At 67.1% G+C, this 16,633-nt stretch carries 12 protein-coding genes and 2 pseudogenes; 9 read left to right on the forward strand and 5 right to left on the reverse strand.

Annotated elements, in window-relative coordinates; genetic code table 11:
- Positions 1-10: 10 nt before the first annotated feature.
- The 5 genes and pseudogenes from BN1263_RS08815 to BN1263_RS08840 form a co-directional block, all read right to left on the reverse strand.
- Positions 11-652, reverse strand: a complete 642-nt coding sequence (locus BN1263_RS08815) for a hydrolase (protein WP_005409869.1) — start codon at positions 650-652, stop codon at positions 11-13.
- An 87-nt stretch (positions 653-739) separates the two neighbouring features.
- Complete coding sequence (locus BN1263_RS08820) at positions 740-2,401, reverse strand: amidohydrolase (protein WP_058980555.1); 1,662 nt, start codon at positions 2,399-2,401, stop codon at positions 740-742.
- A gap of 120 nt (positions 2,402-2,521) precedes the next feature.
- Positions 2,522-3,943: pseudogene (locus BN1263_RS20860) on the reverse strand (alginate export family protein).
- A gap of 77 nt (positions 3,944-4,020) precedes the next feature.
- Complete coding sequence (locus BN1263_RS08835) at positions 4,021-4,701, reverse strand: hydrolase (RefSeq protein ID WP_005409868.1); 681 nt, start codon at positions 4,699-4,701, stop codon at positions 4,021-4,023.
- A 72-nt stretch (positions 4,702-4,773) separates the two neighbouring features.
- Entirely contained in the window at positions 4,774-5,640 is an 867-nt protein-coding gene (locus tag BN1263_RS08840) for a pirin family protein (protein WP_058980558.1), read from the reverse strand.
- Between the two features lie 151 nt (positions 5,641-5,791).
- Between BN1263_RS08840 and BN1263_RS08845 the strand changes: the two genes are divergently transcribed.
- The 9 genes and pseudogenes from BN1263_RS08845 to BN1263_RS08885 all read left to right on the forward strand — a co-directional run bounded on the left by BN1263_RS08845 (position 5,792) and on the right by BN1263_RS08885 (position 16,632).
- Positions 5,792-6,718: a LysR family transcriptional regulator gene (locus tag BN1263_RS08845; protein WP_080398797.1), complete on the forward strand. Its 927-nt coding sequence runs from the start codon at positions 5,792-5,794 to the stop codon at positions 6,716-6,718.
- Between the two features lie 152 nt (positions 6,719-6,870).
- Complete coding sequence (locus BN1263_RS08850) at positions 6,871-7,374, forward strand: RNA polymerase sigma factor (protein ID WP_058980559.1); 504 nt, start codon at positions 6,871-6,873, stop codon at positions 7,372-7,374.
- Positions 7,375-7,456: 82 nt separating this feature from the next.
- Positions 7,457-8,413 carry a FecR family protein gene (locus tag BN1263_RS08855; RefSeq protein ID WP_058980560.1) on the forward strand — a complete coding sequence of 319 codons (957 nt, stop codon included), beginning with the start codon at positions 7,457-7,459 and terminating at the stop codon, positions 8,411-8,413.
- A gap of 184 nt (positions 8,414-8,597) precedes the next feature.
- Positions 8,598-11,719 (forward strand): annotated as a pseudogene (locus BN1263_RS08860) (TonB-dependent receptor).
- Positions 11,720-11,773: 54 nt separating this feature from the next.
- Positions 11,774-12,538 carry a Slam-dependent surface lipoprotein gene (locus BN1263_RS08865; RefSeq protein ID WP_058980561.1) on the forward strand — a complete coding sequence of 255 codons (765 nt, stop codon included), beginning with the start codon at positions 11,774-11,776 and terminating at the stop codon, positions 12,536-12,538.
- 90 nt (positions 12,539-12,628) lie between these two features.
- Positions 12,629-14,083: a surface lipoprotein assembly modifier gene (locus BN1263_RS08870; RefSeq protein ID WP_058980562.1), complete on the forward strand. Its 1,455-nt coding sequence runs from the start codon at positions 12,629-12,631 to the stop codon at positions 14,081-14,083.
- A 136-nt stretch (positions 14,084-14,219) separates the two neighbouring features.
- Positions 14,220-14,624 (forward strand): response regulator, encoded by a 405-nt coding sequence (locus BN1263_RS08875; RefSeq protein ID WP_058980563.1) that lies wholly within the window; start codon positions 14,220-14,222, stop codon positions 14,622-14,624.
- 9 nt (positions 14,625-14,633) lie between these two features.
- The gene (locus tag BN1263_RS08880; protein ID WP_058980564.1) at positions 14,634-16,220 is read left to right on the forward strand and encodes a sensor histidine kinase; all 1,587 of its coding nucleotides are present in this window, start codon (positions 14,634-14,636) and stop codon (positions 16,218-16,220) included.
- Between the two features lie 70 nt (positions 16,221-16,290).
- Positions 16,291-16,632 (forward strand): type II toxin-antitoxin system prevent-host-death family antitoxin, encoded by a 342-nt coding sequence (locus tag BN1263_RS08885; protein WP_049411569.1) that lies wholly within the window; start codon positions 16,291-16,293, stop codon positions 16,630-16,632.
- Position 16,633: the final 1 nt, after the last annotated feature.

The following is a 16,633-nucleotide window of genomic DNA, read 5'->3' on the forward strand; positions in this document are numbered from 1 at the left end:
CGCCACGCAATCACTCGGTACGATCGTACGAGAACTGGATGCCTGCCGTACCACCGGTTTCAATGAAGAGGTTCATGAAGGCCGGCACCGTTTCCGAACGGGCCCAGTCGCGCTGCAGTTCGCAGAACAGCTGCGGCACGCTGATCAGCTGGCCACCGGCCTGTTCGATGCGGCGCAGCGCCGCATCGTGCGCGGCCAGCGAGGTACCGCCGACGGCGTCGACCACCACATACACCTCATAGCCTTCCTTCAACGCGTCCAAGGCCGGGAAGGTCAGGCAGGCCTCGGTCCACAGCGCGGTCATGATCAGCTTGCGGCGTCCGGTGGCTTCCACCGCCTTGCGGAACTCGACGTCCTCCCAGGAATTGATGGTGGTGCGATCGTAGGTGGGGTAGTCGCCCAGCACCTTGCGCAGCTGTGGAATCGGCGGCTTGTTCAGGCCGGTCTTGACGTTGACCGTCGAATGCACGATCGGCAGACCGTAAGCCACTGCGGCCTTGGCGGTGCCGACAATGTTGTTGACCAGCAACTGGCGGTCCATCGAGGCGATGGAGTTCACCTGCACCGGCTGGTAGTCGATGATGATGAAGGCGGAATTCTGCGGGGTCAGCAGATGATCGCTGGCCGGGTCGCGGATCGGTTCACTGGACATGGTGGGTCTCCATTGCAGGAGCGGCGCGAGGCCGCGGGGGAATGCCCGGGGGTGGGCAGGGGCAGGATGGCAGGGCAGGGGACGCGGCTATTCGGCGTCCAGGGCGCCGCTATCGTGCACGATGCGCCCGCCGACCAGGGTGAGCAGCGAGCGCAGCGAGTGGATGCGACGGGCCGGCATGGTCAGGTAGGGTTGGTCGAGCACAGCCAGATCAGCCAGCTTTCCCGCAGTGAGAGAGCCGCGCTCGTCTTCGGCAAACGACAGCCAGGCCGCATTGCGGGTGAACAGGCGCAGTGCCGCATCGCGGGTGATGAGGTTGTCCTCGCTGCGGCGCACGCCTGCCAGTGGCTGGCCGTCAACGTGGTACTGGATGGCCTGCCAGACGCCTGCCACGCCGATGCGGGTGGAGTCGGTGCCACCCGCCACCGGAATGCCGAGCGCCATCGCGGCCCGCACCGGGGCGCTGGACGCCGCAACCTGTGCCGTGTTGGCGGCATGGATCGCGGTGGTTTCAAAGTACGGTCCCATCTGTACGCTGTAGGCCAGCCCGAGCCGGGCCATGCGCTGCAACGTCCGCTGTGACCCGGTGTTCAGGTGCGCGATGGCCCAGCGCAGCGGCCGCAGGTCATGATCGCGCGCCACCACCTCGAAGGCGTCCAGGATGGCATCGGCGGCATCATCGGTATATGCGTGGATCTCCAGCGGGATGCGCCGCTCCGCGGCCAGCCGGGCGACCTCGATCAGCTCCTGCCGGGCCTCGGCCGGCGGATCGAAACCAGGCCCCATCAGGACGCCGTCGTTCATGGCGGTGACCAGGTTCTCACCCAGGCCGAGGAAGGCGATGTCGCCATCGTCGTGCCGGTTCGGACGGAACGCCATCACATTGCGGAACCACTCGGCTTCATCACCGTGGCTGCCGGCCGGAATGCGGTAGCCGGCGCGCAGCGTCAGCCCGCCCTGGTCGCGTAGCTTGAACAGGGGTTCGTAGGACGATGGTGGGCCGGCGGACGGATCGATGAAACCGGTCACGCCCTGCGCGTTGAGGGCAGCGAAGAAGGTCCGCAGGCTCTCTTCGTGATCGGTGCTGGCACTGATCTGCGCGAACAGTGCATTGAATGGACCGATGCCACCGGACAGGCGGCCGGTGGCCTGTCCGTCATTGTCGCGCTCGACGATGATGCCCGGGGGCAGGCGGGGCTGCTCGCCCTGCAGATCCAGCGCTGCGATGCCGGCACGATTGAGCAGGGCGTAGTCGTACAGATGCTGCACGTAGACCGGCCTGTCCGGCAGGGCGGCATCGAGCTCGGCGCGGGTCGGGGCCCGGCCCTCCGCGAACTGTTCGGGATGCCACGCACCGACCACGGCGGCCCATTGCCCGTCAGGCTTGCGCTGGGCATCCCGCTGCAGCCGCTGCAGCGCCTCGGACAGCGTGGGAGCGTCGAACCAGTAGGTTTCGAAGGTGAACGTCTGGCCGCCGCGGATTGCGTGGATGTGCGTGTCGATCAGGCCCGGAACGACGGTGCGCCGTTGCAGGTCGATGACCCGGGTGCTGGGGCCGATATGACGTTGCATGGCGCGGTCACTGCCGACCGCCAGGATTCGCTCGCCGCGGATGGCAAGCGCGCTGGCACGTGGCGTAGTGCTGTCCTGGGTCAACAGCAGGCCATTGCGCAGCACCAGGTCGGCCGGCTCGGCCGCTGCCGCCACGGTTGGCAGCACAAGCATGAAGAGGAGGAGCAGTACGCGCATGGAAGTGTCTCGCTCTGGGGGGAGGGGCAATCGCCGCGGGGCGCCGGGGTGGCGGAGGCATCCAGCGCTTCCCCCGGTGATGTGGATACGCCATCGGCGGGTTGTTGGGGCGTCGCGGCCTCAGTAGCGCCAGAGCGCCTCAAGGCCGATGAAATGGACGGTGTCGGCGCGCCCGGTGTCCCGGATGAAGCGACCCGGCCTGAAGATCGAATAGGCCGCTTCGACGCTGAGCTGGCGGGAGATCTCGCGCCCCAGCACCAGATCCGCCTGCGTGCCTATGTACCGGGCGCGGCTGTTGCCCGCCGGCCGCAGCAGGTTTCCGGCAACGCCATACACGCCGTCGCGCCCGCTCTGCCGCCAGTAGAAGACGACTGCGCTGGCCAATGACCAGCCACCAGCCAGATCCAGTTCCAGCGAGGGGTGCAGGTTGATCAGGTTGCTCGGGCCGACCTGGCCGCTTTCGCCGAAGTACTTGCCCTTCGGGAACATCATGTTGAAGGTCTGCAACGCGCGATCGTCGGGGTCACGGTCGCCGCTGATGATGTTGGCCTTCAGGCCGAGCCGTGGCGAGAGCGGCCACGCATCGAAGCGATGGCGCACATCGCTGGCGACCGACCACGCACGTACCGGCGCGCCGGCGAAACTGCCGTACTGGAAGAATCCCTCCAGGTCCCAGCTCCATCCGTTGCGACGACCCGACCAGCGGCTGCCCAGCGTATTGCGGGTTTCGGCACCTTCTCCCTGATCGTAGCGGGCGCGATCGCTGGACAGGCCCAGGTAGTAGAGATCCAGGCAGGTATCGCGGTGGTTTCCGGGGTCCTGGAAGGTGGTGTACACGCCCCACACGCGCCGCTGCGGATCACCACGGTCATTGAAGGAACCCATGGCATTGCGTACCGGGCGCAGCAGGAAGGCTTCGGTACGGGAGTGCGACGTCCGCTACGCGAGCAGGCCACCATCGAATGCGCGCAGGACATTGGGTCCATAGCGCACCGAAACCAGGCGCTCGCTGCCGTAGGCCAGTACCTGCCGGCCCACGCGCAAGGTCGCACCTGCGTCGCGCGAGGGCAGCGAAAGATCGACGAAGCCCTGCAGGACCTCGGCGCCGGTATCGTCCACCGGGCCCATGGTGCTGTCGTCGCGACGGGCATGGGTCAGGTTGAGCTGGGTGAAAACCCTGGCATGCTCGTTGAGCTTCAGATCGGCATACGGCAGCGCACGATAGAGCGCACTGCCGTCGCGCTTGACAGGTGCGTGCCCGAACTCATTACTGGTGTAGTGCTCGTAGCGCGCACGCAGCTCGGCGCCGACGGTCAGGCTGCCGGATGCACCGAACGGCAGCCATTTTCCCTTCTCCCACCAGGCGCCGGAACGGAAGGCCGGATCCTGCAGGTAGCGGTAGTCTTCGCTGTAGCGCCACGGATCGATGGCGGGTGGTGACGGCACGATCTCTTCCGCGCCGGCCGCAGCGGCGAACAGGGCGGCAAGCGCGCCCATCGAACGCGCCGCGATGCCTGCTGCAGGGGAAACTGGCCAACGCATGATCGCCTCCGGTGCAGGATGGAAAAAGGAAGGACAAAGCAGGGCGGCGGCACTGTGGCGCACCGCCCCGCACGGCGTCAGCTGCGCTGCGAATCCAGCTGTTCGTGGTTCTTCTGCACGTCCTGTGCCTTCAGGTAGCTTTCGATCAGCAGCTGGTAGTTCGGGAAGATCTTCGTGTAGACCTCGGCCCACTGCTGGGCATCGTCGCGGTTCCAGGTGCGTTGGATCTCCGAGGCCACCGCAGCGGTGTCCATCGGCACAACACCGGCCTGCACCACGCGGGCCAGGGTGATCTCTTCGGCCATCTTCGAGTAGGTGCCGGACGCGTCGATGACTGCGAACACCTGGTAGCCATCGGCAACGGCGGCGATTGACGGGAAGGCCATGCACACGCTGGTGATGGTGCCGGCGATGATCAGCTGCTTGCGGCCGGTGGCCTTCACCGCGGCAACGAATTCCGGGTTGTCCCAGGCGTTGATCTCACCCTTGCGCGCCACGTACTGGGCGTGCGGGGCCGCGTCGTGGATCTCCGGGATCAGCGGGCCATTCGGGCCCTGCGGAACAGAGGCGGTGGTAATCACCGGCATCTTTGCCAGCGTGGCCATCTTCGCCAGCGCGGTGGCGTGGGCGCGCACGCTGGTGAACGGCATGTCACCGATGGTCTGGAACAGGCCGCTCTGATGGTCGATCAGCAGCATCGCGGCGTTGTCCGGATCGATCACCGGGCGGGCACCGTTGAAGTTGGCGGGGGTACTCATGGTCAGTCTCCTGGAGAAGGTGGGCGATGGCCCGGAAGGTGCGGCGGGCCAATCCCCGCCGCATTGAAACGATCAGTGCGCGATCTGGCCGAAGCGGCCGCTGTTGAAGTCGTTGACCGCCTGCGCGATCTCGGCCTGGCTGTTCATCACGAACGGGCCATAGCCCACCACCGGCTCGTCGATCGGTTCACCGCTGAGCAGCAGCACGGTGGCGTCGCTGTCGGCGTCGACGAACACGTCCTCGCCGCTGCGGTCGAAGGTGACCAGCTGCGCCTCGCCGACCGGCTGGCCGCCGTTGATCCGCACCGAGCCCTTCAGCACCACCAGCGCCAGCGTGCGGCCATCGGCGACCGGCAGTTCGGCGTGGTGGCCCTGCCGCAGGCGGATGTCCCAGACATCCATCGGCGTGTGGGTGCGGGCCGGGCCGGCATGACCGTCGAAGCGGCCGGCGATGACACGCACGCGCCCGGCACCTTCAGGCAATTCAACCAAGGGGATCTGTGCGTCGAGCAGGGTCTGGTAGCCCGGTGCACCCATCTTGTCCTGCGCCGGCAGGTTCACCCACAGCTGGACCATGTCCAGCGTGCCGCCCCGCTTGCTGAACTCGGGTGTGTGGAACTCCTCGTGGAGGATGCCGGAGGCAGCGGTCATCCACTGCACGTCACCCGGGCCGATGGTGCCGCCGGCGCCGGTTGAATCGCGGTGGGCGACCTCGCCCTCATAGACGATGGTGACGGTCTCGAAACCGCGATGCGGATGCTGGCCGACCCCGCGCGGGGTATCGCTGGGGGCGAAGGTATAAGGGCCGGCGTAGTCCAGCAGCAGGAACGGGCTCAGGTGCTGGCCGTGGGTGTTGTAGGAAAACATCGAGCGGGCGGGGAATCCGTCGCCCACCCAGTGCGGGCGCGGGGCGCTGTAGGTACCGGTGACACGCTTCATGGCGATCTCCTGGCCGGGGCTACCGGCCGCTGTTCTTCGTTGCAGGAGACGATATCGCCGCGACAATTAGGCCGGTAGACGCCAATATTTGCCGTCATAGTCCTATCTGGTGAACAATGGGTGCGCGCCTTGCGCCACAGGAGATCGCCCCGTGTTCATCGCTGATATCCGCCGTTGCGACCTCAACGACCTGTTCTACTTCGCCATGGTGGTCGAGCACGGCGGCTTCTCGCAGGCCGGCCGGGCACTGGCCATGCCGAAGTCGAAACTGAGCCGGCGCATCGCGCTGCTGGAGGAACGGTTGGGCGTGCGCCTGATCCAGCGCTCGACCCGGCGCTTCTCGGTCACCGAGGTCGGCCAGGACTACTACCGCCATTGCAAGGCCATGCTGGTCGAGGCCGAAGCGGCCGAAGAAGCGATTGCGATGTCACGCGCCGAGCCGCGCGGCACCATCCGCCTGGCGTGCCCGATCGCGATCCTGCATGCTCGCGTCGGCGCGATGCTGGCTGATTTCCTGGCTCTGTACCCGCAGGTGACGGTGCAGCTGGAGGCCACCAACCGGCGCGTGGATGTGGTGGGCGAAGGCATGGACGTGGCGATCCGGGTGCGGCCGCCGCCGCTGGAGGACAGTGACCTGGTGGTACGCGTGCTGGCGCGCCGGGTCTGGTGTACCAGTGCCAGCCCGGCGCTGCTGCAGCGGCTGGGCACGCCGCGGGTGCCGGCCGACCTGGCGATGATGCCGACCGTGGATCTGGCATCGCCCAGCCAGCAGCATGTTTGGGAGTACACCGGGCCGGAGGACGTGCAGGCCAGCGTGCACCATCGCCCGCGGCTGGTCAGCGATGACATGTTGGCGTTGCGCACCGCCGCGGTGGCAGGGGTGGGGTTGTTGATGTTGCCGCGGATGATGATCACCGATGAGCTGGCCAGTGGCGCGCTGGTGCCGGTGCTGCAGGAGTGGGTGCCGAAGCACGGCATCGTGCATGCGGTGTTCCCGTCGCGGCGGGGGCTGCTGCCAGCGGTGCGCGCGTTGATCGACTACCTCGCCGAGCGGTTCGGTGCGTTGGAGGAGCCCTAGGTCTTCCATCCACGCACGGCGTGGTCTACTGAACCTGCCATGCGTGGATGATGGTTCGGGGTGCGGCTTGCCGCCTGCGGCTGCGCAGCCCACAATCCACGCCCGGACCGTCGCCATCACGCCCATCATTCCCCGGTCCGGCCTTGGCACCTATGTCTCCCAATGCCCTGGCGCTGGTCGAGCTGCTGATCCGCGAGCGCCGTGCGTTGTCTCGCTTCATCGCGCGCTATCTCGACCCGGCCAGTACCGAGGACACCCTGCAGAACCTGTACCTGAAGGCCAGTAGCGTGCCCGGCGATCCGCCCATCCTCGAGCCGCGCGGCTATCTGTACCGGATGGCCTACCACCACGCGCTCAACCGCAGCCAGTCCGACGCCCGCGAACGCCGTGCCATGGCCGAGTACGCCACCGACATGGCCGAGGCGGGCCACGACGGCGAGGCCCAGGCGCTGGACCAGGCACAACTGCGCGAGATCACCCGGACCATCCTTGCGCTGCCAGCGCAGGTACGCGAATGCTTCGTGCTCAACCGGTATCTGGGCCTGAGCGAGCGCGAGATCGCCGCCCGGCTGGGTATTTCCAAGAGCCTGGTCGGCAAGCATGTGCTGCGCGCGGCGCTGTTGATCCAGCAGCACCAGCAGGGAATGCATCGATGAGCTGCGATTGCCGTGGGCAGATCGCGCCCGCCGTTGTCACAACAGGAAGGCGCACCCGTTCGCGGTGCGGCAGGCCACAACCATGACCACGTCCGAACCCTCGCCGCGTCAGGCCAGCCAGGCGTTGCGCTGGGTGATACGGTGCAGTGCAGGCCCGCTGCCGGAACGCCAGCAACGCAGTCTGCAGCGCTGGCTGCAGGCCGATCCCCGCCATGCGCTGGCCTGGCGCCAGCAGCAGGCCTTCTGGCAGGGCTTGGATGCCGCCGGGCCCGAGGTGCTGGCCGCGCTGCCCGGGTTGACGGCTGATCGCCAAGGGTTGCGCCCCATCGCGCCGCGCCGCCGCCTGACGTGGCTGCTGGCCAGTGCTGCCGCAGTGGTGCTGATGGTTGCCGCTGCGCCACACGCGCTGCTGCTGGCACGCAGTGACCTGCGCAGCAGCGATGCACCGCGCGTTGTGCAGTTGGACGACGGCAGTACGGCGGTACTCGACGCTGGCACCGCACTGGCGATTGAATTCGATGGCCAGCAGCGCCACCTTCGCCTGCTGCGCGGCCAGGCCTGGTTCCAGGTAGCGCACGAGGCGCGCCCGTTCCAGGTGGAGGCGGCGGGCGGCCTGGTCCGTGACATCGGCACTGCCTTCAGCGTGTCGATGCAGGACACCACGGTCGCGACCCAGGTCAGCGAGGGCATGGTCGATGTGCGCCCGGGCGATGGCAGCGTGCAGCGCCTGCATGCCGGGCAGGCACGTGTATTCCGTGACGGTCGCTGGCTGCGGCCGGTGCAGCTGGAAGATACCGCGACCATCGCGCCGTGGCGGCGTGGCGAGGTAGTGATCGACGATCAGCCCGCCGCGCAGGCCATTGCCGATCTGGCGCGCTACCGTCGTGCTCCGGTCTGGGTACTGGGCGGGCAGGGCGCGAGCGTGCGGGTCAGTGGCCTGTTCCACCTGCAGCAACCGGAGACTGCCATCAATGCGGTGGTCGCCCAGGCAGGATTGCGTGTGCAGCGCTTGCCCGGCGGAGCGCTGGTGGTGTGGTGAGGTGCCTGCGGCGCGGCGCACAGCGCGCCACATGAAAAAAAAGCATGAAAGAACTGTGGGCACTCGCTGTGGCCTGCTGTCTATAGAGGTATAGCCAGAGCGAAACACCGTTTCTCCTCAAGCCAGACATGCCACCGGCACCGGATGTGCCCGTGGTTCCGCCGCGCTTGAGGAGTTCCCGTCCATGCCGTCCACGGCATCCGCCTGTCATCGTCGCGCCACCGCTCTGGCCCTGGCTGTTTCCACCGCATTGCTGCCGCTGGCCTGGGTGCCGGCCGGGCAGGCGCAACCGGCGATCATCGCGCCGGTGCGCCAGTACACCATTCCGGAACAGCCCTTGGCCGATGCCGTGCGTGCCTTTGGCCGCCAGGCCGATGTGCAGGTGGTGTTCCGCAGTGACCTGGTGGAGGGCCGCCGCTCCAGTGCAGTGCGTGGTGAGTACAGCCAGATGCAGGCCCTGCAGCAGCTGCTGCGCGGCAGCGGCGTGCGTGCGCAGCGCGGCATGGACGGTACCTGGAGCCTGCGGGCCGCAGCGGAGGCGGGGGAGGGGAAGGGGTGCGGGTGACCGAAACACTGGACGTGGCCGGTCGCCTTCAGTCGGAAGGGGGCGAGGCGCGTGATCGACGCGGCTACGATGATGTGTTCGCGCTGGACCTGACCACGGCGTATTCGGGGCGCGACCGGGTGGAGCGTTACCGTGGCTCCAATCCGGCCGACGTGGTCAAGGATCTGGTCGGTGTGTTCAGTGGCGATGCGCGCAACAGTGGCGCGCTGGACGTCAACATCCGTGGCATCCAGGGGCCCGGGCGGGTGCCGGTCAGCGTCGACGGCGGCGAACAGGCGCTCACGGTCTGGCGTGGCTACAACGGCGTCAGCAACCGCAACTACATCGATCCCAACCTGATTGGTGGCATCCAGGTCATCAAGGGGCCAGGGCTGGTGCGCGATGTGCACAGCGGGATCGGTGGCGCGCTGGTGATCAAGACCATCGACGTCGATGACGTCGTCGCTGCCGGCGAGCGCTTCGGCGGGGAGCTGAAGATCGAAGGCAGCAGCAATGCGGTGGCGCCGCGCCTGCCGCGGCTGCACACCGGTGAGGATTACCGCACCGTGCCGGGTTTCCCGCAGGGCTCGCCGAACTCACCCTACGACGACCGCACCCTGGTGGTGCCGGTGAAGTCGCGCAGTGGCAACAACCCCTTCGATGGCGAGGACCAGGCCTGGCGCCTGGCGCTGGGCGTGCGTGGCGGCAACGTCGACCTGATGGCCGCCTACGCCTGGCGCAAGCGCGGCAACTACTTCTCCGGGTCCAACGGTAGCGCCTACTACGAACAGGACCGGCGCGAGCAGTTCGAGTACCAGGGCATCGACTACATCACCACGCTGGCGCGCTACTTCAAGCCCGGCGATGAAGTGCCCAATACTTCCAGCGAACAGGAGTCCTGGCTGATCAAGGGCAGCTGGCAGATCAACGATGACCAGCAGTTGAAGGCGACCTGGCGGCGAACGCTGTCGCACTACGGCGAGATCATGCCGTCGCGCATCCTGTCGGCACCGGACTATGGGCGCATCCAGTGGCCACTCAGCCGGGTTGCGTCCGATGCCTGGAACCTGGAGTACCGCTTCCAGCCGGCCGGCAGCCACTGGCTGGATCTGTACGCCAACCTGTGGCGCACCGAGACGGACAGCGATACCTACACGGCAGGCGGCTTTCCCAACTTCGCGCCGGGAAACCCGGCGTGGAACCCGGGCGTCAGCCCGATCCTGCGCAACACCGCGCTGGCCAATGCGCGCAATGACCGCACCGGCCTGATTCTGAGCAACCGTTTCGCCCTGCATTCCACCCTCGACCTGACCGTGGGCGGCAACTGGCAGTACGAAAAGCTCGGCTCGCGTGACCCGTACTTCGGTCCTTCTGATGGTTGGCGCATGTACCCGCGTGCCGGGCGCCGCCAGGAGGGTGAAGGCTACCTCGATCTGGAGTGGCGCCCGTTCGAGTTCCTCACCCTCAACGCCGGCGTGCGCTACAGCCGCTACTGGGCGTTCGACGACTTCCTGCAGGCGCATCAGGAGCTGCTGACGAAGGGCGTGGGCAGCAAGGAGGCGACCTACCGGACCAACGAGCTGCCCGAGCGGCCGGCCAGTCTGCAGGCGGAGATCGACGCGCTCGAGGCCGAACGTGAGTTCTGGGAGAGCATTGGCATGGGTTCGGTGATCGACGATGCGTTGCATGGCCTGCTGGCGTACTACGAGACGCCGCAGGCGGTGGAACACCGCATCGCCTGGCAGCCTGATGCCAGCGGCAATTACAGCCGTGCCACCAACCCCTGCCTCAATGGTCAAGTGGCGGCGATTCCCGGTGCGCTGCCGCTCTATGCGGGCAGCGACCTGGTCTGCAGCATCGGCAGCACCCTGCAGTCGCGACCGGTGGATGGACGCAATGAGCGCCGTCGTGACCATGCCTGGCTTCCCAGTTTCTCGGCCACGGTGAACCTGTCGCCGGCCGCACGCGTCTACCTGCGCTACAGCGAGGCGGTGCGCTTCCCGAGCATGTTCGAAAGCACCATCGCCTTCTCCAGCAGCCTCAACCCGCTGTATGCGCTCAAGCCGGAACACGCCTACAACTACGAACTGGGCTACGTGCACAACCTTTCCGGCCTGTTCGGCAACACCGCCGATGCCGATGTCAAGCTGGCCTATTACGTGCACAAGACCCGCAATGTGATCGAGCGTGATGCGTATTTCCTGTTCGACAACATCGACAAGCAGACCATTCGCGGCATCGAGCTGCAGGCGCGCTTCGACAACCGGCGCTTCTTCACTGACCTGGGCATCGCCCGCACGCTGGAAAACGAAGTGTGCGACGAAAGTACGGCGGTGCTGCTGGACGCCAATCGTGGCCTGGTCCCGAACTGCGTGCAGGACGGCTTCGTCAGTGGTTACCTGCTGACCCAGGCGATTCCGAAGCTGTCGGTGAACCTGTCGCTGGGCACGCGCCTGTTCGATGAGCAGTTGGAACTGGGCAGCCGCATCGTCCACTACCAGCGCCACGGGAACCCCAATCTGCAGGCGTACCGCGACCGGCTGCTGGCCGGTGGCAGCAGCCTGCTGTGGCAGAACGTGCCGTTCACCTGGGGCAACATCACCACCGTCGACGCCTATGCGCGCTGGCGCTTCAACGAGCACGCCAGCGTCGAGCTGGTCGGCAGCAACCTCGGCAACCGCTACTACGTCGACCCAGCCACGCGCTCCACGCTGCCGGCGCCGGGTCGCACGATCAAGCTCGGCGTCACCGCGCGCTTCTGATGTATCCGTTTCACGCGTTGTACCCGTAGTTCCATCAACCCAAGGAGCAATACCATGAAGATGATCTCCCGTTCGGTTCTCGCCGTTGCGGCAACCTTCGCCCTGGCCGGTGCCGCGCAGGCAGCCGATATCGTGGGCGCAGCCAGCCCGGTGACCGATGCCGAGCTGTACGTCGCCGTCGGTGAATCGCAGGTCAACGGTGGCCCGCACCAGGCTGGCAAGGCCGGCATCGGCGTCGGCACCGTCTCCGGCGCCCGCCGTGTCGACTTCCAGGGCCTGTCAGCATACTCGGTGCCGACCACGGTCAACGGCACCACCGTGCGCACCCTGGCCATGCCGATCACCGGCGCGCCGGGCAGCCACTCGGGTATGGGTCACTTCAACTTCGTCAAGGTCGGCAGCGGCGATGTGTGGTTCGGCGAGTGGTCCAAGGATGGCGCCGCCGGTGGCTTCAACAACCGCCAGGTCTATTTCGTCGGTGACCGCACCGGCACCACGCTGCCGGCCGGTGTGGCCACCTACAGCGTGGCAGGCCTGAACAAGTTCAATGGCAGCAACCTGCTGTCGGGCACCTTCCGCGCCAACTTCGGCAATGGCAGCCTGCTCGGTGGCCTGAGCGGTGGCGGCCTGTCGATCAACGTCAACGCCAACATCAACAGCGCCAACGCCTCGTTCGCCGGCACCGCCACCGCCAACGGCTCGGTCACCGGCACCACCCAGGGCCAGTTCTTCGGTGCCAACGCGGCCACCCTGGCCGGTATCGCCACGTTCACCGGCAACAGCCAGTACGACACCGCTTTCGGCGGCAGCAAGAACTGATCGCCACGCCCCTGACGGGGCAGGGCAGGGACAAGCCGCGATCCGCCAGTCCCTGTTTCGGCCCGGTGTACGCCCCACCACGGATCGACCATGCGCCCCCCCATCTTTCCTCTCGTCCTGCTGCTGGCCGCCGCCGACGTGCGCGCCCAGCAGGACGATCTTCGACGCGTGCTTGAACAGGGCGCTGAGCTGCGCCACCAGCAGCAGGACCAGCAGCGCCTGCAGCAGGCCGAGTCGGAGCGGCCAACCATCACCATCGACGGCCAGACGCTGCGCGTGGAGCGCACCGTCGATGATCTGGGCCAGGCTCTCTACCTGTCTCTGCAGCATCAGCAATGGCAGGCCGCCGCTGCGTTTCTCGACGAGTACATCGAACTGCCTGGGCATGACCCCCTGCTGCGCCACCATGCGCAGGGAGCGCTGGCACGGGTGGCCGGCGACCATCGTCGCGCGGCGATGGAGTACGAAGCGCTGCTGACGGCGCAGCCGGATTTCCTGCCGGCCCGCCTCGAGCTGGCACGTGTCTATGCGGAAGACCAGCGCGATCGCGATGCGGCCGCGCTGTTCATGGCCATCGCTGCGGGCATCGATGCCGATGATCCGGCCACGGCCGGCGTCCGCGCGCGCGTGGACGGTTACCTCAGTGCCCTGCACGCGCGCCAGCGCTGGAAAGGCGCGCTGTCCGCCGGCCCGGCATGGAGTGACAACATCAACCGCAGCTCGGCCAGCCGCACCTGCCTGTTCGGCACGGGCGACGCCTGCATCATCGAACGGAAACTGCCCGACGCCCAGCGCGCGCCGGGTCTTGACTACGACGCCAGCCTGGAACGGCGCTGGGTGCTCGGCGGGCATCATGGACTGTACGTGCGCGGTCTCGCCTTCGGTCAGGCATGGCGCGGGCACAGTGCGTACAACGAGCTCAATACCAACGTGCAGGCGGGTTACAGCTGGCGTAGTGCACGGCAGACCGTGATGCTCGCCCCCAGCTATGACTACCAGGCCCTGGGCAACCATGCGCTGCAGGGCGGCAGTGGCGTGCACGCGGAATGGCAGTACGCCCTGGATGCACGCAGCCTGCTCAAGCTGGAGGCTGACTGGAAGCGCCAGCGCTATCGCCAGCAGGGCCTTGCCAGCAACTACGACGGCGAGCTGGCATCGGCGTATGCCACCTGGTTCCGCGCGCTCAACCCGCGCTGGACGGTCTTCGCCGGGCTGGATGTCACCGGCAGCAGCGCCGCCGACCCGGCCAACGGTTACCGTCAGCATGGCCTGCGCCTGGGGGCGGCGCGCCAGTGGACGGGCACCACCGCCACCGTATTCGTGTCGCTGCGCCACCGCGACTACGACGCCTGGAGTCCGTTGCTGGAGGCTCGCAGGCAGGACGACGAACAGAACCTGATCGCCATCGTCCGCAGCGAGCGCCTGGCCGTGGCCGGGCTGGTGCCCAGCCTGAGCCTGCGCTACGCGCGCATCGACAGCAACGTCGGCTGGCTGTACAGCCATGACCGCAGCCTGCTCAGCCTGAAGTGGGAACGGGCCTTCTGAGCGCACCGCTGCAATGCCGCGGTGAACGCGCCGTGGCCGCGATCTTCATCCATCATCACGCGCTCTTGTAGCCCGGTTCGCGCATCCTGCGGGCGTTGCGGCAGAGGTGGGCCGCGTGTATCGAGGAGCGCCGGTCGTGCTGGAAGCGGTCAACAAACCAGAGGGCCTGAAAGGGCTGCGTGTACTGGTGGCGGAGGATGAATTCGCCATCGCGATGTTCCTGGTCGACTATCTGGAGCTGAAAGGCGCTCAGGTGGTGGGGCCTGCCGGTGACCTGCAGGCGCTGGGGCAGCTGGTCGATACCCACCCCATCGATGTGGCATTGCTGGACATCAACCTGGGCGGTGAGCAGGTCTATCCGCTGGCCGATCGGCTGGCCGCTGCGGGCACGCCCTTCCTGCTGACCTCCGGTTACGACGACAACCTGCCCAGCCGCTTCGCCAGCGCGCCGCGCTGTACCAAGCCTTATCACATCGAAACCCTGGTGCAGCAGCTGGCCGGGCTGGTGGCGGCGCCGCAGGTCTCTGCGGTCATCGCCTGATTGCGCGGCATGTCGCGCCGTCCTGAAGGCATCCACGCCGCCAAGCTGCGTGGCGGGGTGCCACCTGCTCCGCACCTGCATGCGCGCCACGATGGCATGGCCGCCCGCATTGCCCGCCACGACTGGTCAGCCACTCCACTGGGTGCGATCGACCGATGGCCGCCGCACCTGCGCGCCACCGTCGACCTGATGCTGGCCCATGGTTTCCCGATGATCGTGCTGTGGGGCGAGCAGCTGGTGCAGCTCTACAACGATGGCTATGCCGAGATCCTCGCCGACAAGCATCCTGGAGGCCTTGGCCAGCCCACGCGCGAATGCTGGCCCGAGGTCTGGCACATCAACGGCCCTATCTACCAGCGAGTGTGGCAGGGCGAGACCATCACCTATGAGGACAAGCTCTATCCACTGGCGCGGCGGGGACGGTTGGAGGATGTCTGGTTCACCATCACCTACAGCCCGATCCGTGGAGAAGAGGATTGCATCAATGGCGTGCTGGTGACCATGTTCGAGACAACGGCCGCGCATGTCGCGCAGGCGGCCCGCGAGCGTGAGGAGCAGAAGCGCCGCGAGAGTGACCACCGCTTGGCGCTGGCCTTCAAGGTGCTGCCGGTGGGTGTCTGCATAGTCGACGCCGACGGCCGCCTGCAGCTGTCCAACGACCGGATGCGGACCTATCTTCCCACCGGCAAGGTGCCCTCCACCGATCGCCCGAACCACTACCGCTGGCAGGGCACGCATCCGGACGGCTCGCGCATCGAACCCCACGATTTCGCCATTGCCCGCGCCCTGCGGGGGGAGACGGTAGTCCCTGGCCTCGAATTCCAGTTCATCCATGACGATGGGCGCGCCCGCTGGACCCGCGTCGCCGCTGCGCCGCTGCGCGATGCCGAGGGCGAGGTGACCGGGGTGTTCGCCATTGCGGTGGATATCGACGACCTCAAGCGTGCGACCGAGCGCCAGGCGGTACTGCTGGCCGAACTGCAGCATCGCGTTCGCAACATCATGTCCACCATCCACGCCATTGCCTGGCGCACGCGTACGACTGTCGGCAGCGTGGACGAGTATGCCGCGCGCCTGTGCGGACGGCTGATGTCCCTGGCACGCACGCAGAGCCTGCTGACCCGCGGCGCCAATGCAGGGGTCTGCCTGCGCGGCATGCTCGACCAGGAAATCGCGGCACAGGCACCGGCGGATGCCGTCTATCAGCTGCGGGGTGAGGACGTGCTGTTGCCACCGAAGGCGGCTGAAGTGCTGTCGCTGGCCATCCATGAGCTGGTCGCCAATGCACTCCGGCATGGCGCATTGACCCGCGAGGACGGCCGGATCGAGGTCTGCTGGCAGTTGCAGGTGCAGGACGGGCAGCCATGGCTGGGCCTGCACTGGTGCGAGCGCCATGCCGAGGTGGAGGGCTGGGAGATGCCGCAGCAGCGTGGCCTGGGCCGGGCGTTGATCGAGCAGCGCATTCCGTATGAACTGGCAGGCAGCGGCGAGTTGCGCTTTGCCCCGCAGGGGCTGGATGCCTGGATCCGCTTTCCGCTGCGCGAGCGCGACAGCCTGCTGCAGACTGACGCCCCAGGCGCTGGGGCGCCGGGGTGAAAAGGGATTTATCCCCAATTTGGCCAAATTGGGTATAGTGGTCATCATCCACCCTGTCTGGAGCCGTGCCATGACCCTGCCGCTGGATCTGCCTGGCCTTGAAAAAGCCCCGGCCTCGTCGGTGAAGACCCGGGGCTGGCCGAGCCTGATGCGCACCGTGCGCGAGAAGCAGGCGCTGGTCATCACCAATCACAATCATCCGGAAGCGGTGATCGTGGACATCCGTACCTATCAGGAGCTGCTGGCCAAGGCTGCGGGTGGCGATGCCGGTGAGCGCAACGAAGAGCTGCTGCGCCTGCGCAGCGAATTTGACCAGAAGCTGGCCGGGCTGCAGCGCGGGGAGGGGCTGGGCAAGGTGCTGGGCCAGCCGATCCGCCGCGGCCGCAAGGTCACCCTCGGCCGTCCACTCTGAC

Origin of the sequence: Stenotrophomonas thermophila (assembly GCF_001499715.1) — a bacterium.
In the GTDB taxonomy this organism is placed as follows: Bacteria; Pseudomonadota; Gammaproteobacteria; order Xanthomonadales; family Xanthomonadaceae; genus Stenotrophomonas; species Stenotrophomonas hibiscicola.